Origin of the sequence: Enterobacter sp. SECR19-1250, assembly GCF_013391025.1 — a bacterium.
Taxonomy (GTDB): domain Bacteria; phylum Pseudomonadota; class Gammaproteobacteria; order Enterobacterales; family Enterobacteriaceae; genus Enterobacter; species Enterobacter cloacae.
In genome coordinates this window covers 1-26,414 of sequence record NZ_JACASJ010000073.1, presented here as the reverse complement: position 1 = coordinate 26,414, position 26,414 = coordinate 1, and the positions used below count along the sequence as shown (strand labels likewise).

The window sequence follows — 26,414 nt, the reverse complement described above, 5'->3', positions numbered from 1 at the left end:
TACAGTAATATGGTCATGGTGGCATGACCATATTACTGGGGATCCCTCAGCCCACCGGGAGAGGGAAAATAGTTCAGGCGGGAGTCGGATCGTCACCCTTAATCTCACGCTTCACTTCCGTATGCTCGTCACCTTTCTCGTTATGCAGGTGAACCTCAAGCTGGTTGAAAGCAATATTGATATTGTTTTCACGGCACAGACGGTCGATGGAGCGGTTCAGTTCATCCACGGTGTAGCTGCGATCGCGAAGCTCACGCACGTATAAACGCAGCTCGTGATCCAGCGTGCTCGCCCCAAAGGTGGTGAAGAAGACGTCTGGCGCCGGCTCGTGCATGACCTTTGGATGCTCTTTTGCGGCCTTCAGCAATACCTCTTTCACCTTATCCAGATCCGAACCGTAGGCTACGCCGAGGCGGATCACCACACGCGTCGTCGTATCAGAGAGCGACCAGTTGATCAGACGCTCGGTCACGAACGCTTTGTTCGGGATAATCACCTCTTTGCGATCGAAGTCGGTAATGGTGGTCGCACGAATGCGGATCTTGCTGACGGTACCGGAGAAGGTCCCGATGGTCACCGTATCGCCGATTCGCACCGGACGTTCGAACAGGATGATCAGGCCGGAAACGAAGTTACCGAAAATCTCCTGCAGGCCAAAACCGAGACCCACAGAGAGAGCTGCCGCCAGCCACTGCAGTTTATCCCATGACACGCCCAGCGAGCCGAAGACCGTCATCGCCCCGACAATAATGATGACGTAGTTAAGGATGGTGGTAATGGCATAGGACGCCCCCTGACGCAGGTTCAGGCGCGACAGCACCAGCACCTCCAGCAGACCCGGCAGGTTTCGAATCAGCGCCCAGGCCACCATCGACGACACCACCGCAAACAGCAGGCTGCCCATGGTGACGCTTTTCATCACCGCAGCGCCTGCTTCGGTCCCGCTGTACTGCCAGAGAGTGATACTGTCGAGATAGGCAAAGACGGTAATCAAATCAGACCAGATGGCCCAGAACATCACCGCGAACAGGGCAATCATCACCAGCATGGTGATACGCAGCGTCTGCTGGTTAACCTGCTCCAGCGCGATGGTCGGCTCTTCCTGCGGCTCCGCGCCTTCGGCGCCCTCTTTCACCTGATGCTGACGACGCGCAATGGCGCGGCGATAAGCGATACGGCGAGCCGCCACGCTCAGACCGCGCAGTACGGTCTGGTAGAGCAGATTCCAGACGATCACCAGATAGACGGTTTCTATCCAGCGGCCGGACAGGCGCAACGTGGTGTAGAAGTAGCCCGTCGCCGTGAGCACCATCAGCGCCAGCGGAATGATTGCCAGCACCGTGACGGTGGCGAGGCGCAGGTTGTGGGACTCTTTATCACGCCAGCTATCGCGGCACATCGGCCACATCAGGATGGCAATCAACAGCAGGTTCAGCAGAATGACCAGCTGACCCAGAACGTCATCCATCAGATGCAGCGGAGAAAGCTCGGAAACCACCGACCAGAAGTGCAGCGGCAGGAGCGCCAGGCTGATGCGGACAATCTGACGACGCCAGTGGCTGGTCAGTTGCTGTGGCATATTGAAGTGACGCACCGCCACGCCGTCTTTTTCCAGCACCTTCCAGCACAGACCAAACACCAGCCAGAACAGGGCCAGCTTTTTACTGAAAGCCCACAGCAAATCGCTGACGTTGAGCTGCATGGTGAGCAGGATCAGGCCAACCGCCAGGATGATCAGGCACACCGGCAGCGCGCGAATGAGATCGATCAGAATCGCTTTTGGCGTATGCAGCTGGCTGTCATTTCGCAGTTGCCCCACTTCTGAGGCCAGCTTCGCCTGATAGTTCTTCAGCCATCCCAGACGCCAGCGGATCACGCCCGCAATCAGCAGCAGCGGTAATCCCGCCAGGAAGGCAATCATCACCGCGGGCCAGGCTTTCTCCCAGTTCCCGGTGATTTTCATGCTTTTAATCTGCGTTTTCAGCGTTTCGGGGAAGGATTTAACCCAGTCCCAGTCCATCGGTTTGTTGCTGTTAACCCAGAAAATCTGCTGGGTTAAAATCTCCTGCAGACTTTTAGAAACGCTCACCAGCTGCTGCTGGTTGATCTGCAGGTTAATCGCCATCATCAGCTGGTTACCCAGCTGTTTATTGAGCTGGTCAAGCAGCTCGCGGCGCATATCCACCACCTGCAACAGTGCGTCGTGCACTTCCGGGTTCACTTCACTGGAGTGGCCCTCTTCTATTTTGGCGACAAAGGTATCGCTCTGGAAAAGGGCATCGCGCTGCTGGTTGACGTCAAACTGTTCCAGACGTAAATCCGCAATGCGGTTGGTCATGTCCTCCAGCTCGTCGGCAGAGGGCAGCGTCTGTTGTTGCTGATAAAGAATGCGTGACAGCAGAAGGCTGCCTTTCAGCACCGCAATTTGCTCTTTGATGTTACGTTCCGCCTGGAGCGCGCGGTCCAGCCAGTTTTTAACTTTAATGTTCTGTTGAACCAGCGAGTTACCGTTTTCGGTCGCCTGAATCAGGCGCTCGCTCAGCTGATGGTTTGCGTCGAGCTCCTGCTTCACCAGCGGATTGGCCTGGATGCGGGCGGTTTCGTCCGGCGATACCGCCTCCTGGGCGGTTTTTTCCGTCAGCGTCAGGCGCTTGCTGTTCACCGCCTCCTGCAACAGCTGAAGCTGGTGTTCCAGACGGTTAATGTTGGCGGTCACGTAATCACGCTGTTTTTGTAGCGTGTCCTGCAGCACCGTATTCCCTTCCAGGCTTTTACGCTGCTGTTCAATTTGCGCATTCAGTAACGACTGCTGAACCAGCAGCAGCGTTTGCTGCGTCGGGCGCAGCGTGCCTTCACCCACCGTGGTGCCGTTAAGGCGGTTGCGGATTTGCTGCAGTTGCTGAGACGCGGCGTACATCGCGTTTTGTACGCGCTCGGGCTGAGTCTGCAAAGAGACAAGCTGACTGTTGTAGGTGGCGAGATCCGACTGTGCGGTTTGCAGGTCGTCGAGCAGTTGTGCGACGCGTGACTCCAGCTGACGCAGCGACAGCGTTGCCAGCGTTTTGCGCGTTTCGTCGTCGTTATCCACGTCGCTCAGGGCATTTAGCGAATCCGTTGCTTTACGCATGTTTTCAGGCGCCTGCGCCACCTTCTGACGAAGCTGGGTGGTTTCCGCTTTAACGCGATCGATTTTATCCAGTGATTCCAGCGTTTCCGTCAGATCCTGCTGAACGAGTTTGTCCTGCGGCGTGAGATCTTTTTGTTTATTCAGGGCGTCGAGCTGCGACTGAACATCAGCACGTGATGGAATGTCATTGCCGTTATCGGCGCGGGCCCAGGAAAGCGGTGCCGTTGCGAAGAAAAACAGCGTCGCGAAGAGTAGTGCAAAAACAGGATGTTGCGAGCGATTGGTGTGCAGCATAGTCGTGAGTGATGTCAGAAGATGACCGAAAATAGTCCGGCGTGCAGAATATCACGCTCGCCTGAAGCAGAATAGCGCGAACGTGAGCCTCTGAGATAAATCCTGGAAATGGCTCAGACAGTGAGCGAAGGCGCGTCGCTGCGCAGCGTCGGGCAGAGCTGTAGCATTTCCAGTAAAATCGCCACGTAGCTGCGGGCTTCCGCTTTTAAGTCAAAGGATTGCGGGGCGAAAAGCCAGTTTTCCATCAGGCCCGAAATGTAGCTGCGCATCAGAATAGCCGCCCGGCGGGTCAGGAGATTGGCCGGTAGCAGTTTAGCCTGCATGCACTGGTTCAGGTTCTGTTCAATGCGGTCATAGCTTTCCAGGCTGAGGCTGCGTTGCGCCTGCTGCACAACAGCCATCTCTCCCACAAACTCACATTTATGGAAAATAATTTCCATCATTAACCGACGGCGCTCTTCAACTACCGTCGCTTCAAGGATATATACTAATATTTCTCTTAATACTGAGAGTGGATCGTCAGGGAATTTTGCCCGATACTCACTCTCGAGATCGCTAATGCTGGACTCTGAAAGCTCCCAGATTTCACTGAACAGATCTGACTTGTCTTTAAAATGCCAGTAAATCGCTCCCCGCGTAACGCCAGCGGCCTGAGCAATCTGTGCCAGCGAGGTTGACGAAACACCTTGCTGAGAAAATAAGCGGATTGCCACATCCAGAATGTGTTGTCGGGTTTCAAGCGCTTGTTGTTTGGTTTTTCGTGCCATAAGTGGGTGAATTTACAGGCGTCAGATTTACATACATTTGTGAATGTATGTACCATAGCATGACTATAATATAAACGCAGCAATGGGTTTTTGGACTCAGGACCATTGATCAATTTGAAATCGGACACTCGAGGTTTACATATGAACAAAAACAGAGGGTTAACGCCTCTGGCGGTCGTTCTGATGCTCTCAGGCAGCTTAGCGCTTACAGGATGTGACGACAAACAGGCTCAGCAAGGAGCGCAGCAGATGCCAGAAGTTGGCGTTGTGACGCTCAAATCCGAACCTCTTCAGATCACCACCGAATTGCCTGGCCGCACAAGTGCTTATCGCATTGCAGAAGTTCGTCCTCAGGTGAGCGGCATTATCCTGAAACGTAACTTTACCGAAGGCGGCGATGTGCAAGCCGGTGAGTCTCTGTATCAGATTGATCCCGCAACGTATCAGGCGTCGTATGAAAGCGCGAAAGGCGACCTGGCGAAAGCGGAAGCGGCGGCCAAAATCTCTCAGCTGACGTTGAATCGTTACAAAAAACTGCTCGGTACGCAGTACATCAGCCAACAGGACTACGACACAGCCCTGGCGGATGCACAGCAGGCTAACGCGGCCGTTGTGGCAGCAAAAGCAGCTGTCGAAACCGCGCGCATCAACCTGGCCTATACCAAAGTGACCTCCCCTATCAGCGGTCGTATTGGTAAATCCTCCGTGACGGAAGGGGCACTGGTGCAAAACGGTCAGGCCACAGCGATGGCAACCGTGCAGCAGCTTGATCCGATCTACGTTGACGTGACGCAGTCCAGCAACGATTTCCTGCGACTGAAACAAGAGCTGGCAAACGGCACCCTGAAGCAGGAGAACGGTAAAGCCAAAGTGGAGCTGGTCACTAACGACGGCATCAAATATCCACAGGCGGGTACGCTGGAATTCTCTGATGTAACGGTCGACCAGACCACCGGTTCCATCACCTTACGTGCGATCTTCCCGAACCCTGACCACACCCTGTTGCCAGGTATGTTCGTTCGCGCACGTCTGGAAGAAGGTACTAACCCAACCGCACTTCTGGTTCCACAGCAGGGTGTGACCCGTACGCCACGCGGCGATGCGAGCGCAATGGTTGTTGGCGCTGGTGACAAAGTCGAAATGCGCAATATCACTGCTACGCAGGCGATTGGCGATAAGTGGCTGGTGACGGACGGTCTGAAAGATGGCGATCGCGTGATTGTTACTGGTTTGCAAAAAGTTCGTCCTGGCGCGCAGGTTAAAGCACAGGAAGTGAAGTCTGACGATAAACAACAAGCTTCGGCCGCTGGCCAGTCAGAACAAACCAAGTCTTAACTTAAACAGGAGCCGTTAAGACATGCCTAATTTCTTTATCGATCGCCCCATATTCGCATGGGTGATCGCCATTATTATCATGCTGGCCGGGGGACTTGCGATCCTGAAGCTGCCTGTTGCGCAATATCCGACCATTGCGCCACCGGCGGTGACGATCTCCGCAACCTACCCGGGGGCGGATGCGAAAACGGTGCAGGATACCGTTACGCAGGTTATCGAACAGAACATGAACGGTATCGATAACCTGATGTACATGTCCTCAAACAGTGACTCCACCGGTACGGTTCAGATCACCCTGACCTTCGAGTCTGGTACTGATGCTGACATCGCGCAGGTTCAGGTGCAGAACAAACTGCAGCTGGCGATGCCGCTGCTGCCGCAGGAAGTACAACAGCAGGGTGTGAGCGTCGAGAAATCGTCCAGTAGCTTCCTGATGGTTGTTGGCGTTATCAACACCAACGGCACCATGACGCAGGAGGATATTTCCGACTACGTGGGCGCCAACATGAAGGACGCCATCAGCCGTACTTCAGGTGTGGGTGACGTTCAGCTGTTTGGTTCCCAGTACGCGATGCGTATCTGGATGGACCCGAACAAACTGAACAACTTCCAGCTGACGCCGGTTGACGTCATCAACGCCATTAAAGCACAGAACGCCCAGGTTGCAGCCGGTCAGTTAGGCGGTACGCCGCCGGTGAAAGGCCAGCAGCTTAACGCGTCCATCATCGCGCAAACCCGTCTGACCTCCGCCGATGAATTCAGCAAAATTCTGCTGAAAGTGAATCAGGACGGTTCGCAGGTTCGCCTGCGTGACGTGGCAAAAGTGGAGCTGGGTGGCGAAAACTACGACATCATTGCGAAGTTTAACGGCAAACCGGCTTCTGGTCTGGGTATCAAACTGGCGACCGGTGCTAACGCCTTGGACACCGCAACGGCTATCCGTGCAGAACTGAAGAAGATGGAACCGTTCTTCCCGTCAGGTCTGAAGATCGTTTATCCGTATGACACCACGCCATTCGTTAAAATTTCGATTCACGAAGTGGTTAAAACCCTGGTAGAAGCGATCATCCTGGTCTTCCTCGTGATGTATCTGTTCCTGCAGAACTTCCGCGCGACGTTGATTCCAACCATCGCCGTACCGGTCGTCTTGCTCGGAACCTTCGCCATACTGGCAATATTTGGCTACTCGATAAACACCCTGACGATGTTCGGGATGGTGCTCGCCATCGGCTTGCTGGTGGATGACGCCATCGTGGTGGTAGAAAACGTCGAGCGCGTCATGGCGGAAGAAGGTCTGCCGCCGAAGGAAGCAACCCGTAAATCCATGGGCCAGATCCAGGGCGCGCTGGTCGGTATCGCGATGGTGCTGTCCGCCGTATTTATTCCGATGGCCTTCTTCGGGGGCTCTACCGGTGCGATTTACCGTCAGTTCTCCATTACCATCGTTTCTGCGATGGCGCTGTCGGTGCTGGTGGCGTTGATCCTGACGCCTGCGCTGTGTGCAACCATGCTGAAACCGATTCAGAAAGGCGGTCACGGCGAGCACAAAGGGTTCTTCGGCTGGTTTAACCGCATGTTTGATAAGAGCACGCATCACTATACCGACAGCGTGGGGAACATTCTGCGCAGCACCGGTCGTTATCTGCTGCTCTATATCATCGTCGTGGTGGGCATGGCCTATCTGTTCGTTCGTCTGCCAAGCTCGTTCCTGCCAGATGAAGACCAGGGCGTATTCCTGACGATGGCGCAGCTTCCGGCGGGTGCATCGCAAGAACGTACCCAGAAAGTGCTGGATGAAGTGACGGACTACTACCTCACCAAAGAAAAAGCGAACGTTGAATCCGTGTTTGCGGTTAACGGCTTTGGCTTTGCGGGTCGTGGTCAGAACACCGGTATCGCCTTCGTTTCACTGAAAGACTGGTCTGAACGTCCGGGCGAAGAGAACAAGGTTGAAGCGATCACCGGCCGTGCAATGGGCACCTTCTCGCAGATTAAAGATGCGATGGTCTTCGCCTTTAACCTGCCAGCGATCGTTGAACTGGGTACGGCGACCGGTTTCGACTTCCAGCTGATTGACCAGGGCGGTCTGGGCCACGAGAAACTGACTCAGGCGCGTAACCAGCTGTTTGGCGAAGTGGCTAAACACCCTGATCTGCTGGTCGGCGTGCGTCCTAACGGCCTGGAAGATACGCCGCAGTACAAGATCGACATCGACCAGGAGAAAGCGCAGGCGCTGGGTGTATCCATCAGCGACATCAATACCACACTGGGCGCAGCCTGGGGCGGTAGCTACGTTAACGACTTCATCGACCGCGGTCGTGTGAAGAAAGTGTACGTGATGTCTGAAGCGCAATACCGTATGTTGCCGAACGATATCAACAACTGGTACGTTCGCGGCAGCGATGGCCAGATGGTGCCGTTCTCAGCCTTCTCGACGTCGCGCTGGGAATACGGTTCACCGCGTCTGGAACGTTATAACGGGCTGCCATCCATGGAAATTCTGGGTCAGGCCGCGCCGGGTCGAAGCACCGGTGAAGCCATGAACCTGATGGAAGAGTTAGCCAGCAAGCTGCCTGCGGGTATTGGCTATGACTGGACCGGTATGTCCTATCAGGAACGTCTGTCCGGTAACCAGGCCCCTGCCCTGTACGCCATTTCACTGATTGTGGTGTTCCTGTGTCTGGCGGCACTGTATGAGAGCTGGTCAATTCCGTTCTCCGTTATGCTGGTGGTGCCATTGGGGGTTATCGGTGCGCTGCTGGCCGCAACGTTCCGTGGACTGACCAACGACGTGTACTTCCAGGTAGGCCTGCTGACAACCATTGGCTTGTCGGCGAAGAACGCGATACTTATCGTCGAATTCGCCAAAGATCTAATGGAGAAAGAAGGTAAAGGCCTGATCGAAGCCACGCTTGAAGCTGTTCGTATGCGTCTGCGCCCTATTCTGATGACCTCACTGGCATTTATCCTCGGGGTACTGCCGCTGGTTATCAGCTCTGGTGCGGGTTCCGGCGCACAGAACGCGGTAGGTACCGGGGTAATGGGCGGTATGATCACCGCGACCGTACTGGCTATCTTCTTCGTACCGGTGTTCTTTGTGGTGGTTCGCCGCCGCTTCAGCCGGAAGAATGAAGATATTGAACACAGTCATTCGGTAGAACCTCACTGATACCGGTTTCACATGATAAAAAGGCCGCATTAGCGGCCTTTTTCATTTCTGAAAAAAATCATAAAATACGCTTATTGTCGTTTTATTTATTTTATGCCATGTTTAAAAGGCATATCATAATTAGTAGAAAACTTAATGGGCGAACTCAGGATTGTTTTAATTCCATTTCGCCGCTTAACTTATTAGGAATATTCCTAATAACAAGTCCATACAAAGAAAATTCTGAATCCGGACTTTTTCCGCGTGTTTACGCTAAATCAATGAAACGTAAGGAAGCGAAAAAAAACCAGCGTTAATTTGGATAAAAGTGTTCATCTTAGGATGTACTATTGCGTAAACGCTCGCAGACTCTGATTTTAATTGTAATTTTTCGTAATAGCGCGGTGAAATCCTGATCAGAGTGGCTTATAGTTAGAGTGAACAGGAGCACAGCACCCGTAGAGCTAAGTAGGTTGTATCCATCCCGACAATGATGTTCGGTGAGTAAGAAATCACTCAGAAGGGGATGCGCTATGGACGAGTACTCGCCAAAAAGGCATGATATCGCGCAGTTGAAATTTCTCTGCGAATCCTTGTACCATGACTGCCTTGCCAATCTTGATGAAAGTAATCATGGCTGGGTGAACGATCCAACATCGGCCATCAATTTGCAATTGAATGAGTTGATAGAGCATATCGCGACCTTCGCACTTAATTATAAAATTAAGTACAATGAAGATAATAAACTGATTGAGCAAATTGACGAATACCTGGATGACACCTTTATGTTGTTCAGCAGCTACGGCATTAACGCGCAGGATTTGCAGAAATGGCGTAAATCTGGAAACCGACTATTCCGCTGTTTCGTCAACGTGAGCAGAGCTAACCCGGTTAGCCTTTCCTGTTAAAATTATTACAATGACTAAGGTGAATTTATGTCTGATAAACCACTCACAAAAACCGATTATTTGATGCGCTTACGACGTTGTCAGTCAATTGACACACTCGAACGCGTGATTGAAAAAAATAAATACGAGCTTTCTGATAATGAACTGACCGTATTTTATTCAGCCGCTGACCATCGTCTTGCCGAGCTGACCATGAATAAACTGTATGACAAAATCCCTCCTTCCGTGTGGAAATTTGTCCGTTAGTTGTTGCAGTGTGTCTGTAGAGGTTCTACGCCACTCTCTTAGTTGTTTATACCTTTCGAATTACGATCCCGGTGTTAAAGCCAGGTCTCCGTGTAAAACGTGATCATTAGCAACAATGTTGTGACTTTAGTCACACGCGCTTTTCGGGAACGTTCCCTTCCTGGCTTATCCCGATTACCCTGCGGTAATCGAACCCAGAGAGGCATCCTATGAGCGTAGAAAAACAGAAAATGATTGCGGGTGAACATTACCGTCCTGGTGATGAAACATTACGGGCCGACCGACTGCGCGCCCGCCATCTGGTTCACCGCTATAACCACTCCGCCCCCGATGAGAAAACAGAACGCCAGAAGATTCTGGCGGAACTGCTGGGGCAAAGTGAAGGGGCTTATATTGAGCCAGCTTTCCGTTGTGACTATGGCTATAACATTTTCCTGGGCAAAGAATTTTACGCTAACTTCGACTGCGTGATGCTCGATGTCTGCCCTATTCATATTGGTGATAACTGTATGCTCGCGCCTGGCGTGCATATTTATACGGCCACCCACCCGCTGGATGCCGAAGAACGCAACAGCGGAGTGGAATACGGTAAACCCGTGCGCATTGGCAATAATGTCTGGATCGGCGGACGAGCGGTGATTAACCCGGGCGTCACGGTGGGGGATAATGTGGTGATTGCCTCCGGCGCTGTGGTGACAAAAGATGTTCCGGCCAATGCCGTCGTCGGGGGTAATCCGGCGAAAATTATCAAAATGCTGTGAGGGTGTGGGGAGTCAACTGTTATGGTCTTTCAGCACATAACTGTTACTTTTTTCAGTCAAATGGCTCCCCTAAAATAGGCAGATCCCCTGTATTCAACAATCATGAAGGCAAAAAATGACCGAAATACAGCGCCTGCTTACCGCCACCATCGACGATCTCAACATCCGCGAAAAGCGCGATAATCGCCCGCGCTTTAGCATTAGCTTTATTCGCAAACATCCAGGCCTGTTTGTCGCAATGTATGCCGCCTGGCTGGCAACGCTGATTGTCATGCTGAAATCCGAAACGCTGGTGGACTCCGTCTGGCTGCTTGTGGTGCTGTTTGTGGTATTTAACGCGTTTTTCTTTTTTGATGTGCATCCGCGCTATCGTTATGAAGATATCGACGTGCTCGATTTCCGGGTCTGCTATAACGGCGAGTGGTACAACACCCGTTTTGTCCCGCCGGAGCTGATCGACAGCATTCTGCACTCCCCTGCGGTAGAAACCGAACAAAAAGAGAAACTGCAAAAAATGGTCTCAACCAAAGGCCAGCTCTCTTTCTATGATGTCTTTACCCTTTCCCGCCCTGCTGTTGCGTGATCAGTATCTGTATGCGTCGGATAGCCGACGCATACAGTGAAGCGGATGTGTTCCCGTAGCCTAATACCAGACCGCTCTGCCCCTGTTTTGTATCAAGGTAATACCCGCTCAATGCCGCCGGAGCCAGCTGATACGCCCTGGCCTGTTCCACCAGTTGCCTGTCGTCGATTCCGTCAATCGCCACCGTCAGATGCATGCCCCCTTCCCCCGCCAGAATCCGGTGTGGTACATGAAGCTCCGCATTCAGAGCCTCACGCAGCTGCCGGTAGCGTTTACGGTAGAGACGACGCATGGCTGCCAAATGGCGGGCATAGTGACCCTCTTCAATGAACAGCGCCAGGGTACGCTGCTCGGCGCGATGCCCACCGCGCAATAACGAACCGATGGCCGGGCGTGCCGCTTTCGCCAGCGCCGGGGGGAAAACCATAAACCCCATTCTGAGCGACGGGAATAACGTTTTGCTGAATGTTCCCAGATACACAACGGGCGCATGGTTAATCATTCCCAGCATCGCCGGTACCGGCTCACCGCTATAACGAAACTCACTGTCGTAATCATCCTCGATAATCCAGGCGTTATGTTGTCGCGCCACATCCAGTAACGCCAGACGCCGCCGCGCGCTGAGGACACTTCCGTACGGAAACTGATGTGAAGGTGAAGTAAAAATAAGCGAAGGGGACGGCGCCTCTGTTCCTTCCCAGCACATGCCCTCTCCATCAACCGGTATTCCCGTTATGGCTAAACCCGCTTTCACAAAGGCGCTTTTTGCGCCGGCATAGCCGGGATCTTCCACCCAGGCAACATCGCCCGGCTCACTCAATAGCAGGGTGCAGAGGTTCACACCTTCCAGTGCGCCTTCGGTGATCACAATCTGGCTGGCATCGCAGTCAATCCCGCGGGAAAGCGCAAGGTGGCGGGCAATGGCCGCCCGCAAAGCAGGTTCCCCGGCGGGATCGCCGTAGCCCAACAGGGTACTTCCCTCCTCCCGCAACACGCGATCGTACAGGCGCCGCCAGAGCGGCAAGGGAAAATAGTTGATGGCCGGTGTCCCCGGCGTAAAGGCCAGAACCGGCGTGCTACGCGGTACAGGGGCAGGCAGTGCGCTAACCCGCCCGGCAAGCGCAACCGCAGGTGCCGGTAAATCCTGCGCGAGCTGACGGGCCGCCAGCGGTGCCACCCGCGTTCCCTGGCGGCTACGCAACAGATACCCTTCGAGGGTGAGCTGTTCCAGTGCCCCATTAACGGTGTTTCGGGAAAGGGAGAGATGCCCGGCCAGCGTTCTGGAACCAGACAGGCGACTACCGGACTGTAACCTGCCGGACAATATGTACTCCCGCAATGAAAGATAAAGCGTGCGCTGCAGCGTCTCTTGTCCGCGGTTTTTCAGCGCCGTATTCAGCAAGGTATACAGTTCATCGCCTGGAATATTCATCGCCCCTCCTTGTGGTACCACCAAAACATAGCCTGTTGGTCCTTTTTAAGGAACCACTTCTTCACTAGTCTGGAACTCTTTACAACGTCACGGAGATGAAGATGAATACTTTCAATCAGTTTGGGCAGCCGGTGGGCGAAGCGCTAATCGACTGGCAGCCCCGTCAGCACCCTTCCCGGGTGGTCCTTCAGGGCCGCTACTGCTGGCTTGAGCCGCTGCAGGTGGAGCATGCCGGTGCGCTGTTTGCCGCTTATTCGCTCGCCGGGGATACCCGAAGCTGGACATGGCTTCTGCGTGAACCCGATGCCACCGCCGGTGAATTTGCCGCATGGGTGGCAAGCGTGAGTGAATTATCAGACCCGATACACTTTACCGTCTTCGATAATCAGACCCGCTCCCCGGTGGGAACCCTGGCCCTGATGCGTATCGACCCTAAAAATGGCGTTGTGGAGGTGGGACATGTTCATTTTTCCCCGCTGTTGAGCCGCACGCCGATGTCTACCGAAGCGCAGTTTCTGCTGATGCAATACGTGTTCGATACCCTGGGCTACCGGCGTTATGAGTGGAAGTGCAACAGCCTGAATGAGCCTTCCCGCAAGGCTGCGCTGCGTCTGGGCTTTTTGTTTGAGGGGCGTTTTCGCCAGGCGCTGGTCACCAAAGGCCATAACCGGGATACGGACTGGTTTTCGATTATCGACAAAGAGTGGCCAGCGCTGGCGAGCGCCTTTGAAAGCTGGCTTGCCACCGACAATTTTACTGCCGATGGCAAACAGAAAAGATCCCTGGAAAGCTGGCGTGAAACGGGCGTCTAGCGTCTTTTTTTACGTCCCTGCACCGCTTTAAAGCGCGGGTTTGATTTGCAAATCACATACAGGCGTCCCTTACGTTTGACTATCTGGCAATCCGGGTGACGCTGTTTCGCACTCCGCAACGAGTTAAGTACTTGCATGATCACCCCCGCTTCGCATTAAGAAAGCCGCCAAAACGTTTACGGAAGCGCGCCGCGCTGCCATCCGTCGAGAAGGTTTTCTGTTTGCCGGTATAAAACGGATGCGATTTTGAAGAGACCTCGATGGTGATGTAAGGATAGGTTTCACCGTCGAGTTCAATTTCGCGGTCAGTCTTGATGGTTGAACCAACTTTAAAGTATTCATTGGCGCTGGTGTCGTGAAACACCACGGTGCGATAGGCTGGATGGATATTGGGTTTCATCGTGAATCACTCATGTTTTGTTATAACATAACAAAATAATATCCAGGCTCTGCGGTAAAAACAACCCCCGAGAGTGCATCACATTTCCGACGATATTTTTTGATTTCGCTGCTGCGGAACGAAAACCATGACGCTCACGTGCTATAACTATATCATTTCGCGGTAAAAACTTTCTCCTCTGGCAAGCGTCTCAGTGCCCTGGAGTGGGCATATGAGGAAGGACACGGCAGCATGAAAACCCGACATCTGGTCAGCCTGGTGACTGGCATACTGATCTTTTCTGTGCTGATACCGATTTGCCTCAGTATCTGGCTGGCGCATCGCCAGGCGGAAGAAAAATTTGTCGATGCGCTGGACAGCTATGCCTCACGCGTGCTGTTGCGTACGGACAGGGTTGTTGGGCAGGCCAAGGAAGCGCTCACGCAACTGCAGACCTTTAAAGGCCCTCCCTGTAGCCATCTGCATTTACGGGAAATGCGCCGGATCGCCTTCTCGTGGCTCTATGTTCAGGAAGTGATATACACCGATAACCTTAAGCCACTGTGCTCGTCGCTGGAACAGGTCAGCAAAGCGACCGCGTTCCCGCCGCCCATGCGCATTACGGAAGATGGCTATAGCGCGTGGCTTACGAGGCCAAACGAACTCGGTTTCAACCGCAACATGGCCGTGCTGGGGCAAGGACATTATCTTGTACTGGTCGATCCCGCCTCGCTGGTGGATGTGATCCCCTTCGCCGATATTTCTATCGATGCCGCCCTGGTAGCGAACGCAACGCATCTCGTGTTCTCCAGCAGCAGCAAACTGGATCCGCACATCCGCGACATGATTAAAGATCAGGAGATGGTCAGTGTTGAGTACAACGGTGCAATGTACGTCATGAAGCCCGTACCGGAGCTGGGAATAAACGTTGTTGCATGGGCTGCACTAAAACCGCTGGCGGAAACCTGGCACCGGCAGCTCCTTTTCTGGGTGCCGTTTGGCATGCTGATAAGCCTGCTTGCCGCCCTGTTTGTTCTGCGGATATTGCGTCGCATCCAGTCACCGCGTAACCGCCTGCTTGATGCCATCAATAACCGCGAATTCGAGGTTCACTACCAGCCTATTGTGGCGCTCTGTAGCGGGAAAATAGTGGGCGCAGAGGCGCTAACGCGCTGGCCTCAGCCTGACGGGAGTAGCCTGTCGCCTGACAGTTTCGTCCCGCTGGCGGAACAAACGGGGCTTATCTCGCGCCTCACGCATCTGGTGATCGAAAAAGTGTTCGAGGATATGGGCAACTGGCTGCATCTCCATGCCGATCAGCATATCTCCGTCAACCTCGCGCCTGCAGATTTAACCTCCGGCAAGCTGCCGCCGCTTCTGAGCCAGCTACTCAATAAATGGCAAGTCCGCCCGGAACAGATAGCGCTTGAATTAACCGAACGCGGCTTTGCCGATCCCAAAATCAGCGCACCGGCCATCGCCGCTTTTCGCCGTTCGGGCCACGCCATTTACATCGATAATTTTGGCACGGGCTATTCCAGCCTGAGCTATCTGCAGGATCTGGACGTCGACACGCTGAAAATTGATAAGTCGTTCGTGGATGCGCTGGAGTACAAAAACGTAACGCCACACATTATAGAAATGGCGAAATCACTGAAGCTGGCGATGGTTGCTGAGGGCGTGGAAACCGCAGGGCAGCTCGCCTGGCTGCACCGTCACGGCGTGCAATACGGGCAAGGCTGGTACTACAGTAAGGCGCTGCCAAAAGCGGAATTTATGGCATGGGCAGAAAATAACCTTAACGCCCCTTCTACTTCAGATAAGATTTGATCACCTGTAAAACCACGCCAAGATCGGCCTCACGCTGATCTTCCTCAGACTCTTTGACGACGTGATCGGTTAAATGGCCTTCGATCACCTGCAGCATCATGCCATTCACCGCACCGCGGATCGCGGCCAGCTGCTGTAATACCTCGGCACACTCATGCTCGTCGTTACTGAGCATTTTTTCCAGCGCGGTGCTCTGTCCCTGAATTTTCTTCAGGCGAGTCAATAACATCTTCTTGTGACGAACCGTATGTGACATCTCTGCATCCTTCTTCTTCTGGCGGGTAAAGCATAACACGCCCTACTCCCCCTGAGTATTTTTCTACTGGGGGGTAGTATTCAACTACTGGGGGGGAGTACTATCTGCGCACCTTTTCCAGTGCGGATTTTGTAATGAACGATTTTGCTTCTCTTCTGCAACAGGGCAACGCATGGCTATTCATTCCCAGCGCGATCCTGCTCGGTGCCCTGCATGGTCTTGAGCCGGGCCACTCTAAAACAATGATGGCGGCCTTTATTGTGGCGATCCGCGGCACGCTGAAACAGGCGGTATTGTTGGGGCTGGCGGCCACGCTTTCCCATACCGCGGTGGTCTGGATCATTGCCATGGCGGGATTATGGTTTGGTCGCGGCTGGGATGCGCAAACCTCTGAACCCTGGTTCCAGCTTATCTCTGGGGTATTGATCGTTTTGATCGCGCTGTGGATGGCGTGGCGTACCTGGAAGGAGAATCAGCCGCACGATCATCATCACCACCATGACCATGACCATGACCATGACCATGACCATGACCACCATCATGATCATCACCACCATGAACATCAACTGGTTGCAGAGGAGTGGCAAGACGCCCACCAGCGCGCCCATGCGCAGGATATCAATCGTCGTTTTAACGGACAAAACGTCACCACCGGGCAAATTGCGATGTTTGGGCTGACCGGCGGGTTGATCCCCTGCCCGGCGTCAATCACCGTCCTGCTGATCTGTCTGCAGCTCAAGCACTTTGCCCTGGGCGCCACGCTGGTATTTAGCTTCAGTATTGGTCTGGCGTTAACGCTGGTGGCATCGGGCGCGATTGCCGCGTTAAGCCTTAAACATGCCACAAAACGCTGGCCGGGTTTCAGCGAATTTTCTCGCAAAGCACCGTGGTTCTCTGCGGCACTGATTATCCTGGTGGGGGGTTACATGATCCTGCACGGGTTAGGCGGTATTCTGGCCTGAACCAGGCGGCCAACGCGTGGCCGCCACCTAAGGTCAGTTGAGGTTCTGACGCCAGCTAAAGCGATAGCGAAGCTGACGATTTTGCAGGATGAATTCCGGCGAGACGCTGGGGCTCCAGGAGTCATCTCCACCCACGCCCATATGGAACGCATCAAGATTGAGCCAATACCCCGGCTCGTCACGCAGCAGATGGTGATGGGTTGTCTCACGCAGCTGTTGCTGGCTGTAGCGGCTCACAGAGAAATGGAACTGCCCGTTCAACTGATGCGTCCCCAGCACCAGTTCACGGGTATCGCACCGCAAGCCGTTTTCCGTCGGGAAGATGTACGGCGTATGCATTGCCTGCAGCGGCAACGTCCAGCGCCCCTGCTGTGCTGCCAGCTTTCTGTCCGGGTAGTTTTCATGCGGCCCCAGCCCCAGCCAGTGAACGGCTTCCGGCGGCCGGGCAAGATGCATGCTCAGGCCAATACGCGCAGGCTCCGGAATATCAGACGCAACCTCTACCTCAACCTCACCGTGCAGCACACCCTGATCGTCCACTCGCCAGACTTTACGGCTCAGGAACAGCGCTTTGCCGAGATGTTCCCAGGCATGCAGCGTCGTGACTACCGCCTCGCGGGCATGCTGCTCTCCTTCACAACGCAGCAACCGCGGGGTGACGTCGTACATCCCCGCCGCCTTCCAGCGCTCCACCCATGCATTTGGATCGATACGCGTGGCCTCGCTGACCCCGATATCATTGTCCAGCGGCGCGCGGGTAAAGTTATCCGTCAGCGGCGAGAGCAGCGTTTCAACGCCATTGTTCAGCCACTGCGTCAGGTGTCCTGAGGTACGGTCAACTATCCATCGCTGCTGCTTGTGCGTCAGGGTCAGCATCTCATCGGTTTGCGTCAGTACCGGCGGCACACCCACCGGTGCGGGCGGGGCGATAAACAACGGTGCCGGGAGTGGCCATTGATCCCACGCGCAGCGATGGTTTTCCGGTGACCACGGCGTCGCCTTCAGCTGGTACACCTCTACATTCAGCCAGACCTCGCCCGGCTCTGCCGTCAGCGCGGGCAGCGAGATGTCCAGACGCTGAGTCTCCTGAGGCGCGATGGAGAGCGTAACCTCCCCCTTAGCCAGCACCGTTCCGTCACGGGTCACCGACCATCTGAGCAGCTCGTTATCCGTATGACGGAACAGGTAATCGCTTTGCACGTCCACCACCAGCGGAGAAATGCTTACCCGCGTAAAGGTAAAGAACTGCTGCGCGCGCTGAGCCTCATACAGTGCCGGGTGCGGCGTGCGATCGGGGAACACCAGCCCGTTAAGGCAGAACTGTCGGTCATTGGGTGTATCACCAAAATCGCCGCCGTAGGCCCAGAACGAGGTGCCATTTTCATCTTTCTTCGTCAGCGCCTGGTCGACCCAGTCCCAGACAAATCCTCCCTGCAGACGCGGATGGCTACGAAATGCCTGCCAGTATCTGGCGAAGCCGCCAAAGCTGTTGCCCATTGCGTGGGCGTATTCGCAGAGGATCAGCGGTCGGGTTTCATCCGGCAACCCAATCCATTTTTTAATGGACCATTTCGGCACCGCCGGGAACGGCTGATCCTGATCAACACGGGCATACATCGGACAAATGATATCGGTCGCCGCCGTGTTCGCCCCACCGCCTTCATATTGAACCGGGCGCGTCGGATCGGCGGTTTTTAGCCAGCGATACAGCGCGTCGTGGTTTGCACCGTGACCAGACTCATTGCCCAGCGACCAGATGATAATGGAAGGATGATTACGATCGCGTTGCACCATGCGGGTCACGCGCTCGCTCATGGCGGGCAGCCAGCGGGGATCGTCAGCGAGACGACTCATCGGCACCATGCCGTGGGTTTCGATATTGGCCTCGTCAACCACATACAGGCCGTAGCGATCGCAAAGCCGGTACCACAGAGGATGGTTTGGGTAGTGCGAGCAGCGCACGGCGTTGAAGTTGTGCTGCTTCATGATTTCGATATCGCGACGCATCGTCGCTTCGTCCATCACCTGGCCGTTTTCCGGGTGATGTTCATGCCGGTTGACCCCGCGGATCAGCAGTGGCTTGCCGTTGAGCTTCAGCTGGCCATTGCTGACTTCAACGCGGCGGAAACCCACATCACAGGCTTCAATCTCCAGCACCTCACCCTGCGGGTCCAGCAGCGCGATCGTCAGCCGATAAAGCGCTGGGGTCTCAGCACTCCATAAGGCGGGTGATGCAACCGGGATCGCCACCGTCAACCGCTCGGCCCAGTTGCCGCGTTCATCCACAATGGCCGAGCCTGGCTGCCGGGTGGCGCTGGCACAGCGTTCACCGTTGCGCCAGAGCGTTATTGCCACCTCGCACTCCGTAAAGTGAGCGCCCGCCAGGGCGACATCCACCTTCAGCACGGCGCGATCCAGCTCCACATTGAGGTCGGTGACAACCTGATAATCCGCGATGTACGTCTCCGGCTTATGCAGCAGCGACACATCGCGGAAAATCCCGCTCATGCGCCACATGTCCTGATCTTCCAGATAGCTTCCGTCGCACCAGCGCAAAACCATCACGGCCAGGCGGTTCTGGCCAGCACGCAATACGCCCGAGAGATCGAATTCGGCCGGCAGACGGCTGTCCTGGGAATACCCCACCCACTGACCGTTGCACCAGAGATGAAATGCCGAGTTCACGCCATCAAAGATAATGCGGGTTTGCCCGCCCTCGAGCCACGCATCCTCCACTTCAAATGTGAGCGAGTAACAACCGACCGGATTCTCTGCCGGAACAAAGGGCGGATTGACGGGAATGGGATAGGTGACGTTGGTGTAAACAGGTGTATCAAACCCCTGCATCTGCCAGTTTGACGGCACCGGCATCGCAACGGCATCCGGGCAATCTTCGCCTGTCCAAGCCTGCGGAACCTGCTCAGGTGCAGAAAAGAAGCTAAATCGCCACTCCCCATTCAGGGAACGTCGGCTGATGGATGCCGCGTCCTCTCTGGCGGCGTGTTCATTACGCCAGCTATGAAATGGCGCATGCGCCGCCAGCCGGTTCCACTGGGTGACGCCGGGATTTTCCCAGTCCCGACGGGCCAGAAGTGCGCTGAGAGTCAGCGAGACAGTATTGGACATGTTTTCCTCTTTGCGAAGCGCTCACAATTTCATTCAACATGCCCTGGCAAACTGCCGCGGTAAAGCGTGGGATCGCCGTGTAGCGAGTCAGATCACAAAAGTGTTACTGGCGAGCAAGTTGCTCTGCCAGCAGGGCCAGGCTTTTGAGCTGCTGCGCAAGATCCTCACGATCGGCCTGCTGCGGGGTGCGACGGGCACTGGATTGTCGGCTAATCAACGTGACGGGCAACTGAACCTGCCAGCAGGCTTCATGGCGGGCGGGAGCCAGCAGCCACTCCACACTTTGTTCACCTGCCTCGCGAAATGCCTGACGGATGGTGGTAAGCGGTGGAGAAAACCAGGCGCTGTCGGCGGTATCGTCAAATCCCACTATCGATATCTGGCCCGGGATCGTCACCCCTTTTTCCGCGCAGGCCCGCATCACTCCCAGCGCCATTTGATCGTTAGCCACCAGAATGGCATCCGGTAACGTTGCAGCAGACAACAGCGCATGCCCCTTCTCATAACCGCAGGCTGCGCTCCAGTCGCCGTAGGCCACCGCCGCCGCCTCAAGGCCAGCTTCCGCCAGCGCGGCTTTCCATGCCGCCAGACGGGCACGAGCGGAAACAGAGCTTTCCGGCCCGCTCAGCAATGCAATACGCTGATGCCCGAGCGACAGCAAATGTTCAACGCCCAGACGAGCGCCCTGTTCAGCATTGAACACCAGGCTGTTGACCGCTGCCGACGGAGAGACATCCAGAAACAGCACCGGCACGGGCGACGCCAGTGCCTTGAGTTGTTCGGCATGGGGATCGTCAAGCGGCACGTTCACCAGCAGGGCTTCCACGCACTGCGCCAGCAGCTCCTGAAGCGCGGCCTGGCACTGTTGCGGATGTTCCACCATTGAGATCAGTACGCTCGCCCCCTTTTCTACCGCCCGGGATTTGACCGCAGAGACAATTTGCGAAGGCGCGTGCAGCGCCAGATCGGTAGTGATCAGTCCCAGCGTACGGGTGCGCTTGCCCGCCAGCTGCTGCGCGCCACGGTTAGGAACATAGTGCAGCTCCGCCATGGCCTGCTGCACCTTTTCCCGTGTCCGGGCAGAAACATGCTCCGCGTCGTTAATCACACGGGAAACGGTTTGATAAGACACCCCCGCAAGGAGGGCAACATCATAGAGGGTAATGGCTTTCATGCGTTCCGGCTTGGTGTTAACAGAGCCGTCTATTGTGGCACAGCGCGGCTATTAATACCTGTGAGCGCTTCGCAAAATTAAACAACCCGCTCTGGCTGAGGAACGTTATCCGTACGCGGCTTCTGACGGAACCACGGCAAACAGAGCTGGATAAGCGGGCCGATGGTCAGGGCATACAGTACCGTCCCGACGCCAAACGTTCCGCCAAGGACGCAGCCAATCAGCAGAACACTCACTTCAATTGAGGTTCGAACGCTGCGGATTGACCACCCCAGCCGGGCGTGAATGCCGGTCATCAGTCCATCGCGTGGGCCCGCCCCGAACCCGGCACCGATATACATACCGGTTGCTATCGCGTTCAGCACAATGCCCCCAACCAGCAGAGCAATCCGAATGGGGAGAAGATCCAGCTCGGGGATAAGGGCCATCGAGGCATCCGCCGCCAGGCCAATACAGACTACGTTACTGAGCGTTCCCAGCCCAGGCATCTGACGCAGCGGGATCCACAGCAGCAGCACCGCAGCGCCGGTCAAAATAATCACCGTACCGATGGTCATCCCCAGCTGTAATCCCACCCCAAGGTGAAACACATCCCACGGGTCAACCCCCAGATCCGAACGAATAAACATCGCGGTTGAAAGCCCATACAGGCCTAAACCTACGTACAGTTGCAGCAGACGACGTACCATTTTAGCTTCTCCAGTGAACCAGGCTTTCATCTTGTTCGAAAATGGCACTATGATTAATGTCCAGTTTTCAAATAGTGGACTGCATATGTCATCACGCCGTTTCGGAAGTCAGTCGCTGGTTCGCCTTTTGGGCCACTGGCAACAAACCCCGTCCCGAACCCCGCTCTGGCGACAGCTGGCCGACGCGTTGCGCCTGCTGATCCTCGACGGCAGGCTGGCTTTGAGCACGCGCCTGCCCGGTGAACGTGAACTGGCCACGGCGTTAGATGTAAGCCGGACGACCATCAGCAGCGCGCTGGCCCATCTACGAGAAGAAGGGTATCTGGAGAGCCGCCACGGCAGCGGTTCACGCGTGATCCTGCCCGATACCCGTGCCGTACCGACGCTTTCAGCGGCAAGCGCAGCGCTGGATCTCTCCACTGCCGCCCTGAATGCCGGGCCAGAGATCCACCAGGCTTACACCTGGGCGCTCACCGCGATCACCCAGCATCTTACGCTGACCGGTTACGATCAGCTCGGCCTGACGGCTCTGCGCGACGCCATTGCCGCTCGCTATACCGCACGCGGGCTGCCGACCCGCGCAGACGAAGTGATGGTGGTTAATGGTGCCGTCAGCGGTTTTGCGCTGGTACTGCGGATGATGGCCGGCCCGGGCGATCGCGTCGTGGTCGATCATCCCACCTATCCGCTGGCGATTGCAGCCATCCAGGGGGCATCGTGTCGGCCGGTGGGCGTGTCGCTGCCGGAAAGCGGCTGGGATACGGATGGCTTTGCCGCCACGCTGGCACAGACAGCACCGCGCCTGGCGTACCTGATGCCGGATTTTCACAATCCAACAGGGCGATGCATGGATATCGCCACCCGTCAGGCAATAACCGACATTGCCGCTCGCACCCGTACCACGCTGGTGGTCGATGAAACGATGGTCGATCTCTGGTTTGAAGCACCGCCCCCGCCGCCGCTGGCGTCGTTTAACCAGCAGGCTACGGTGATCACCCTGGGTTCGGCGGGAAAAAGTTTCTGGGGTGGGCTGCGCCTCGGCTGGATCCGCGCCTCGTCGCGCACCATTGCCACACTTGCCCAGACGCGGGATACGCTGGATTTAGGCTCGCCGCTGCTGGAACAGCTGGCCACGCTGTGGCTTATCAACAATAGCGAGACATTTCTGCCTGCGCGCCGGAAAATACTGAAGGAGCGACGCGACCGCTGCGGTGAACTGCTGCGCGAACATTTTCCCCAGTGGCGGTTTCAGGAGGCGGAAGGCGGGCTATCCTACTGGATCGAGCTGCCGGGCATGCTGGCGACACAACTCGCCGCACGTGCAGAGATGTTGGGGATTAATCTGGGAACCGGCACACGCTTTGGGTTATCGGGTGCGTTTGACCGCTACTTACGCGTGCCCTTCTCGCTCGAGTCGGCAGAGCTTGAGCAGGCGTTGCTACGAATCAAACCGGTTTGGCTCGCATTAAATAAAACCGCGCCGTCGGTAAAACGCAGTCTTGTTTAATATAAAAGTTTGAAGTGGATCATAAAATAAAAACTGCTGACTGTCATACGGCAGTCAGCAGTTTTCACCAGTCAGGAATCAGTGCTGAGGAGGAATAGGAAAACCTTTCAGTGAAATAACAAAACTTTCACCGTCTTTCTTTATTTTTGCGCCGGTATCACACCAGTCAGACGCAATACGAAAGAACTCATCACTTCCTACATTCCAGCCAAGACGGACATGCTTCACGTAGCCTGAACGCAACAGATCGCAGGCTTCTTTGTAGTCACTGGCGGTCGATAGTTGTTGTTTCATTTTCTCTTCTTCAGAAGTTTACGTAGAGCTTTGATTTCTTTAGGAGTAAAAGGCGTTACACTCTCTTCTTCCGTATGCTGATTATCAATATCCTCTTCCGATACTCCCACCTCGTCTGCGGCTTCAAATGCCAGCAGCAGCAACTTCTCTGTGGTCACGCTTAAGTTTTCGTTATTCACTTCCGCATAGTGGCGAAGTCTTTCTTTTAGCGCTTCGTCAATCTTAACGTTTAATACCGCAGTAGCCATGATTGTCACTTCCCTTCGGAATAAGTGCTTTATTTAATACACGATGTTAACAATGTAATCCAGATATATATTTTTAACTTATGACAGAAAAAAGACGCCCAGAAATAAAATGACAGTCTATTATTACAAGTTTATGACAGTAATATTTCAGCGCGATGAAATATATATTACACCACGAATTAAACCCTGTTAATTATGTGGAATAGCCATGCCGGAAGGAAGTAAAAAACGGGGAGATGTTGCCAGAAGCACAAATGGGTGGGGGCCCTGCCAGCTACATCCCGGCACACACGTCGTCTGCCCTGGCTGCTTCCTTCCGGACCTGACCTGGTGAACAGAGTAGCGTTGCGGGAGAACCAACAGAGCCCCCATTGTGAGCGTTGTTACCCAACGCGCTGGCGCATTATCCCTGTGCTAACGGTCAATTGCAAGCTGCCAGCAACCGGATGGTGGTTTCTTGCGCAAACAGGCACAGCAATCGGCGCAATCTTCGTTTAACATGGCACTTCACTCATCCCCACAGGTGTACTGATGGACGAACACGACTCCTTTCCACAGCGAGTGTGGCAAATTGTGGCCTCCATTCCGGAGGGCTACGTGACAACCTATGGTGACGTCGCACGTCTTGCTGGCTCCCCCCGCGCGGCGCGTCAGGTGGGTGGCGTGCTAAAACGGCTTCCTGAAGGCAGTACATTGCCCTGGCATCGGGTTGTGAATCGTCATGGTGCCATCTCGCTCACCGGGCCGGATTTGCAGCGCCAGAGGCAGGCATTACTTTCAGAAGGGGTACAGGTGTCCGGGTCAGGGCAGATTGATTTGCAGAAGTATCGCTGGGTGTATTGACCCCCTCCCCCGAAGGAGAGGGGAACACATTACAGCTGAGTCGGTGGGGTAGGTACAGACGGTTGGTTCGTCTGTGGTGCAATCGGCACTTCGGTTTGCTGCACCGGCACCAGGTTCAGGTCGATTTTCGTCCCACCGTTGTTGATGGCTTCCTGAACCGTATCGGTAATAAACACCAGCTTACCGTTGATGGTTACCGCAGCGCTCAGAAGGATACGGGCGTTCGGCTGTACGTCTGCCGGGTTATACGGCAGCACGAAGCTAAACGGTGCCTGCTTACCTTCGGTACGAACAGCACGCTGGGCCACCACTTTCGACGGCGCGTCGGCCAGAGAAGCATCAGACAGCGTGACCGTTAATACCGCATCCGGTGGTAAAGCGACTCGCTGTTTGATCCAGATAGTACCGGAAACATTAGGTTGCTGAATGGATTGCTGTGAGAGTGTATTAATCCCATTTGGATCTGCTGCTGGCACCGGCACCTGGGCGCTCTTACCTGCACAGGCGGACAACGCCACCGCAATAGCTACACCACTTAGCATGGGCACGAGTTTCATTGAAGTCTCCTTATCATCAATGCACCAGCGGGATCGATCCCATCCGATGTCGTTTCAAACACATATCGTATTCAAGTGTGGCACAGATCACTGATTAATGCCTAAATTCTCCCTGATATTCAGATAATTCTACCCGTCGGACCACTTTCATTTCTGCGTTATACTCTGCCTATCTTTCGCCACGGCGTTTATTGAGGACAACTATGAGTCAGGCACTGAACAATCTGCTGACATTACTGAATCTGGAAAAAATTGAGGAAGGACTCTTTCGCGGACAGAGCGAAGATTTGGGCTTGCGTCAGGTCTTCGGCGGGCAGGTCGTCGGACAGGCACTGTACGCTGCCAAGGAGACCGTCCCGGCAGACCGTCTGGTGCACTCTTTTCACAGCTATTTTCTGCGTCCTGGCGATAGCGCAAAACCCATTGTGTACGACGTGGAAGTGCTGCGTGACGGCAACAGCTTTAGCGCGCGCCGCGTGGCAGCCATTCAGAATGGCAAGCCCATCTTTTACATGACCGCCTCTTTCCAGGCACCAGAACCGGGTTATGAGCACCAGAAAACGATGCCAGCGGCACCGTCGCCGGACGATCTCAAATCGGAGACCGATATCGCCCGCGCGCTGGCCCACTTACTGCCACCGCAGGTCAAAGAGAAGTTCCTTTGTGATAAACCTCTGGAGATCCGTCCGGTCGAATTCCATAACCCGATGAAAGGCCATACGGCCGAGCCGAAACGCCAGGTCTGGATCCGCGCCAACGGCACCGTACCAGAGGATTTCCGCGTGCATCAGTATCTGCTGGGCTATGCGTCAGATTTTAACTTCCTGCCGGTTGCACTGCAGCCGCACGGCGTGGGGTTCCTTGAAAAAGGGATGCAGGTTGCGACGATCGATCACTCGATGTGGTTCCATCGTCCATTTAATATGAATGACTGGCTGCTCTACAGCGTGGAAAGCACCTCGGCGTCCAGCGCTCGCGGGTTTGTACGTGGAGAGTTTTATACTCAGGACGGCGTGCTGGTCGCCTCGACGGTGCAGGAAGGGGTGATGCGTAATCGCGGGTGATGATGCCCTCACCCTGGCCCTCTCCCACAGGGCTGAGGGATCCCCAGTAATTTTTTTACCGGAAGCGACGAA

Annotated in this window: 24 protein-coding genes and 1 other RNA gene; 12 read left to right on the top strand and 13 right to left on the bottom strand. The window is 55.0% G+C overall.

Translation table 11 applies throughout. From position 1 onward, the window contains the following. Positions 1–73 precede the first annotated feature (73 nt). Positions 74–3,421: a mechanosensitive channel MscK gene (mscK, locus tag HX884_RS17745; RefSeq protein WP_178328551.1), complete on the bottom strand. Its 3,348-nt coding sequence runs from the start codon at positions 3,419–3,421 to the stop codon at positions 74–76. Positions 3,422–3,534: 113 nt separating this feature from the next. Then, complete coding sequence (gene acrR, locus HX884_RS17740; protein WP_178328550.1) at positions 3,535–4,188, bottom strand: multidrug efflux transporter transcriptional repressor AcrR; 654 nt, start codon at positions 4,186–4,188, stop codon at positions 3,535–3,537. 141 nt (positions 4,189–4,329) lie between these two features. On the opposite strand from acrR, the gene acrA reads away from it, so the two are divergent. The 6 genes from acrA to HX884_RS17710 all read left to right on the top strand — a co-directional run bounded on the left by acrA (position 4,330) and on the right by HX884_RS17710 (position 11,169). Next, positions 4,330–5,523, top strand: a complete 1,194-nt coding sequence (acrA, locus tag HX884_RS17735; RefSeq protein ID WP_178328549.1) for a multidrug efflux RND transporter periplasmic adaptor subunit AcrA — start codon at positions 4,330–4,332, stop codon at positions 5,521–5,523. Between the two features lie 22 nt (positions 5,524–5,545). After that, a complete protein-coding gene (gene acrB / locus HX884_RS17730; protein ID WP_178328548.1) occupies positions 5,546–8,692 on the top strand; it encodes a multidrug efflux RND transporter permease subunit AcrB in 3,147 nt (1,048 codons plus the stop codon). 512 nt (positions 8,693–9,204) lie between these two features. Beyond that, the gene (gene tomB, locus HX884_RS17725) at positions 9,205–9,579 is read left to right on the top strand and encodes an Hha toxicity modulator TomB (protein ID WP_008499288.1); all 375 of its coding nucleotides are present in this window, start codon (positions 9,205–9,207) and stop codon (positions 9,577–9,579) included. A gap of 27 nt (positions 9,580–9,606) precedes the next feature. Beyond that, the gene (locus HX884_RS17720; RefSeq protein WP_013095889.1) at positions 9,607–9,825 is read left to right on the top strand and encodes an HHA domain-containing protein; all 219 of its coding nucleotides are present in this window, start codon (positions 9,607–9,609) and stop codon (positions 9,823–9,825) included. A 209-nt stretch (positions 9,826–10,034) separates the two neighbouring features. Continuing rightward, positions 10,035–10,586 carry a maltose O-acetyltransferase gene (gene maa / locus HX884_RS17715; RefSeq protein WP_013095888.1) on the top strand — a complete coding sequence of 184 codons (552 nt, stop codon included), beginning with the start codon at positions 10,035–10,037 and terminating at the stop codon, positions 10,584–10,586. Positions 10,587–10,701: 115 nt separating this feature from the next. After that, on the top strand, positions 10,702–11,169 hold the full coding sequence (locus HX884_RS17710) for a YlaC family protein (RefSeq protein WP_013095887.1): 468 nt from the start codon (positions 10,702–10,704) through the stop codon (positions 11,167–11,169). Here HX884_RS17710 and HX884_RS17705 read toward each other — a convergent pair. Next, complete coding sequence (locus tag HX884_RS17705; RefSeq protein WP_150057013.1) at positions 11,141–12,601, bottom strand: PLP-dependent aminotransferase family protein; 1,461 nt, start codon at positions 12,599–12,601, stop codon at positions 11,141–11,143. The two genes, HX884_RS17710 and HX884_RS17705, sit on opposite strands and share 29 nt — an antisense overlap. Positions 12,602–12,702: 101 nt before the next feature. On the opposite strand from HX884_RS17705, the gene HX884_RS17700 reads away from it, so the two are divergent. Further along, positions 12,703–13,413, top strand: a complete 711-nt coding sequence (locus HX884_RS17700) for a GNAT family N-acetyltransferase (protein ID WP_023620096.1) — start codon at positions 12,703–12,705, stop codon at positions 13,411–13,413. Here HX884_RS17700 and ykgO read toward each other — a convergent pair. Next, complete coding sequence (gene ykgO, locus HX884_RS17695) at positions 13,410–13,550, bottom strand: type B 50S ribosomal protein L36 (protein WP_003859006.1); 141 nt, start codon at positions 13,548–13,550, stop codon at positions 13,410–13,412. The genes HX884_RS17700 and ykgO overlap by 4 nt on opposite strands. A 2-nt stretch (positions 13,551–13,552) precedes the next feature. Further along, positions 13,553–13,813 carry a type B 50S ribosomal protein L31 gene (locus HX884_RS17690; RefSeq protein WP_006176933.1) on the bottom strand — a complete coding sequence of 87 codons (261 nt, stop codon included), beginning with the start codon at positions 13,811–13,813 and terminating at the stop codon, positions 13,553–13,555. Between the two features lie 231 nt (positions 13,814–14,044). Here HX884_RS17690 and HX884_RS17685 point away from each other — a divergent pair, with 231 nt between their 5' ends. After that, positions 14,045–15,622 (top strand): EAL domain-containing protein, encoded by a 1,578-nt coding sequence (locus tag HX884_RS17685; RefSeq protein ID WP_178328547.1) that lies wholly within the window; start codon positions 14,045–14,047, stop codon positions 15,620–15,622. On the opposite strand, the gene HX884_RS17680 is transcribed toward HX884_RS17685, so the two are convergent. Continuing rightward, complete coding sequence (locus tag HX884_RS17680) at positions 15,603–15,878, bottom strand: metal-sensing transcriptional repressor (RefSeq protein WP_178328546.1); 276 nt, start codon at positions 15,876–15,878, stop codon at positions 15,603–15,605. The genes HX884_RS17685 and HX884_RS17680 overlap by 20 nt on opposite strands. Before the next feature lie 134 nt (positions 15,879–16,012). On the opposite strand from HX884_RS17680, the gene HX884_RS17675 reads away from it, so the two are divergent. After that, positions 16,013–16,840 (top strand): nickel/cobalt efflux protein RcnA, encoded by an 828-nt coding sequence (locus HX884_RS17675; RefSeq protein WP_058651632.1) that lies wholly within the window; start codon positions 16,013–16,015, stop codon positions 16,838–16,840. 33 nt (positions 16,841–16,873) lie between these two features. On the opposite strand, the gene HX884_RS17670 is transcribed toward HX884_RS17675, so the two are convergent. The 3 genes from HX884_RS17670 to HX884_RS17660 form a co-directional block, all read right to left on the bottom strand. Beyond that, positions 16,874–19,966 carry a beta-galactosidase gene (locus HX884_RS17670; RefSeq protein WP_178328545.1) on the bottom strand — a complete coding sequence of 1,031 codons (3,093 nt, stop codon included), beginning with the start codon at positions 19,964–19,966 and terminating at the stop codon, positions 16,874–16,876. Between the two features lie 103 nt (positions 19,967–20,069). Beyond that, on the bottom strand, positions 20,070–21,140 hold the full coding sequence (locus HX884_RS17665; protein ID WP_178328544.1) for a LacI family DNA-binding transcriptional regulator: 1,071 nt from the start codon (positions 21,138–21,140) through the stop codon (positions 20,070–20,072). A gap of 77 nt (positions 21,141–21,217) precedes the next feature. Then, a complete protein-coding gene (locus HX884_RS17660) occupies positions 21,218–21,829 on the bottom strand; it encodes a YitT family protein (RefSeq protein ID WP_013095879.1) in 612 nt (203 codons plus the stop codon). Between the two features lie 85 nt (positions 21,830–21,914). Between HX884_RS17660 and HX884_RS17655 the strand changes: the two genes are divergently transcribed. Next, a complete protein-coding gene (locus HX884_RS17655) occupies positions 21,915–23,336 on the top strand; it encodes a PLP-dependent aminotransferase family protein (RefSeq protein ID WP_058661717.1) in 1,422 nt (473 codons plus the stop codon). A 78-nt stretch (positions 23,337–23,414) separates the two neighbouring features. Here HX884_RS17655 and HX884_RS17650 read toward each other — a convergent pair whose 3' ends face one another. The 3 genes from HX884_RS17650 to ffs form a co-directional block, all read right to left on the bottom strand. Further along, a complete protein-coding gene (locus tag HX884_RS17650) occupies positions 23,415–23,630 on the bottom strand; it encodes a hypothetical protein (RefSeq protein ID WP_013095877.1) in 216 nt (71 codons plus the stop codon). After that, the gene (locus HX884_RS17645; protein ID WP_020686138.1) at positions 23,627–23,878 is read right to left on the bottom strand and encodes a hypothetical protein; all 252 of its coding nucleotides are present in this window, start codon (positions 23,876–23,878) and stop codon (positions 23,627–23,629) included. Before HX884_RS17645 ends, HX884_RS17650 begins: the two co-directional genes overlap by 4 nt. Before the next feature lie 265 nt (positions 23,879–24,143). Next, an RNA gene (gene ffs, locus HX884_RS17640) (signal recognition particle sRNA small type) lies at positions 24,144–24,240 on the bottom strand. A gap of 169 nt (positions 24,241–24,409) precedes the next feature. Here ffs and HX884_RS17635 point away from each other — a divergent pair. Further along, positions 24,410–24,721 (top strand): MGMT family protein, encoded by a 312-nt coding sequence (locus HX884_RS17635; protein WP_013095875.1) that lies wholly within the window; start codon positions 24,410–24,412, stop codon positions 24,719–24,721. A gap of 29 nt (positions 24,722–24,750) precedes the next feature. On the opposite strand, the gene HX884_RS17630 is transcribed toward HX884_RS17635, so the two are convergent. Further along, the gene (locus HX884_RS17630; RefSeq protein ID WP_013095874.1) at positions 24,751–25,278 is read right to left on the bottom strand and encodes a YbaY family lipoprotein; all 528 of its coding nucleotides are present in this window, start codon (positions 25,276–25,278) and stop codon (positions 24,751–24,753) included. 203 nt (positions 25,279–25,481) lie between these two features. Between HX884_RS17630 and tesB the strand changes: the two genes are divergently transcribed. Next, the gene (tesB, locus tag HX884_RS17625; RefSeq protein WP_013095873.1) at positions 25,482–26,342 is read left to right on the top strand and encodes an acyl-CoA thioesterase II; all 861 of its coding nucleotides are present in this window, start codon (positions 25,482–25,484) and stop codon (positions 26,340–26,342) included. Positions 26,343–26,414 lie beyond the last annotated feature (72 nt).

Excerpts from the sequence above, each read along its gene's own strand:
- mscK (WP_178328551.1), bottom strand. The coding sequence starts at position 3,421 with ATGCTGCACACCAATCGCTCGCAACATCCTGTTTTTGCACTACTCTTC.
- acrR (WP_178328550.1), bottom strand. The coding sequence starts at position 4,188 with ATGGCACGAAAAACCAAACAACAAGCGCTTGAAACCCGACAACACATT.
- acrA (WP_178328549.1), top strand. The coding sequence starts at position 4,330 with ATGAACAAAAACAGAGGGTTAACGCCTCTGGCGGTCGTTCTGATGCTC.
- acrB (WP_178328548.1), top strand. The coding sequence starts at position 5,546 with ATGCCTAATTTCTTTATCGATCGCCCCATATTCGCATGGGTGATCGCC.
- tomB (WP_008499288.1), top strand. The coding sequence starts at position 9,205 with ATGGACGAGTACTCGCCAAAAAGGCATGATATCGCGCAGTTGAAATTT.
- HX884_RS17720 (WP_013095889.1), top strand. The coding sequence starts at position 9,607 with ATGTCTGATAAACCACTCACAAAAACCGATTATTTGATGCGCTTACGA.
- maa (WP_013095888.1), top strand. The coding sequence starts at position 10,035 with ATGAGCGTAGAAAAACAGAAAATGATTGCGGGTGAACATTACCGTCCT.
- HX884_RS17710 (WP_013095887.1), top strand. The coding sequence starts at position 10,702 with ATGACCGAAATACAGCGCCTGCTTACCGCCACCATCGACGATCTCAAC.
- HX884_RS17705 (WP_150057013.1), bottom strand. The coding sequence starts at position 12,601 with ATGAATATTCCAGGCGATGAACTGTATACCTTGCTGAATACGGCGCTG.
- HX884_RS17700 (WP_023620096.1), top strand. The coding sequence starts at position 12,703 with ATGAATACTTTCAATCAGTTTGGGCAGCCGGTGGGCGAAGCGCTAATC.
- ykgO (WP_003859006.1), bottom strand. The coding sequence starts at position 13,550 with ATGCAAGTACTTAACTCGTTGCGGAGTGCGAAACAGCGTCACCCGGAT.
- HX884_RS17690 (WP_006176933.1), bottom strand. The coding sequence starts at position 13,813 with ATGAAACCCAATATCCATCCAGCCTATCGCACCGTGGTGTTTCACGAC.
- HX884_RS17685 (WP_178328547.1), top strand. The coding sequence starts at position 14,045 with ATGAAAACCCGACATCTGGTCAGCCTGGTGACTGGCATACTGATCTTT.
- HX884_RS17680 (WP_178328546.1), bottom strand. The coding sequence starts at position 15,878 with ATGTCACATACGGTTCGTCACAAGAAGATGTTATTGACTCGCCTGAAG.
- HX884_RS17675 (WP_058651632.1), top strand. The coding sequence starts at position 16,013 with ATGAACGATTTTGCTTCTCTTCTGCAACAGGGCAACGCATGGCTATTC.
- HX884_RS17670 (WP_178328545.1), bottom strand. The coding sequence starts at position 19,966 with ATGTCCAATACTGTCTCGCTGACTCTCAGCGCACTTCTGGCCCGTCGG.
- HX884_RS17665 (WP_178328544.1), bottom strand. The coding sequence starts at position 21,140 with ATGAAAGCCATTACCCTCTATGATGTTGCCCTCCTTGCGGGGGTGTCT.
- HX884_RS17660 (WP_013095879.1), bottom strand. The coding sequence starts at position 21,829 with ATGGTACGTCGTCTGCTGCAACTGTACGTAGGTTTAGGCCTGTATGGG.
- HX884_RS17655 (WP_058661717.1), top strand. The coding sequence starts at position 21,915 with ATGTCATCACGCCGTTTCGGAAGTCAGTCGCTGGTTCGCCTTTTGGGC.
- HX884_RS17650 (WP_013095877.1), bottom strand. The coding sequence starts at position 23,630 with ATGAAACAACAACTATCGACCGCCAGTGACTACAAAGAAGCCTGCGAT.
- HX884_RS17645 (WP_020686138.1), bottom strand. The coding sequence starts at position 23,878 with ATGGCTACTGCGGTATTAAACGTTAAGATTGACGAAGCGCTAAAAGAA.
- HX884_RS17635 (WP_013095875.1), top strand. The coding sequence starts at position 24,410 with ATGGACGAACACGACTCCTTTCCACAGCGAGTGTGGCAAATTGTGGCC.
- HX884_RS17630 (WP_013095874.1), bottom strand. The coding sequence starts at position 25,278 with ATGAAACTCGTGCCCATGCTAAGTGGTGTAGCTATTGCGGTGGCGTTG.
- tesB (WP_013095873.1), top strand. The coding sequence starts at position 25,482 with ATGAGTCAGGCACTGAACAATCTGCTGACATTACTGAATCTGGAAAAA.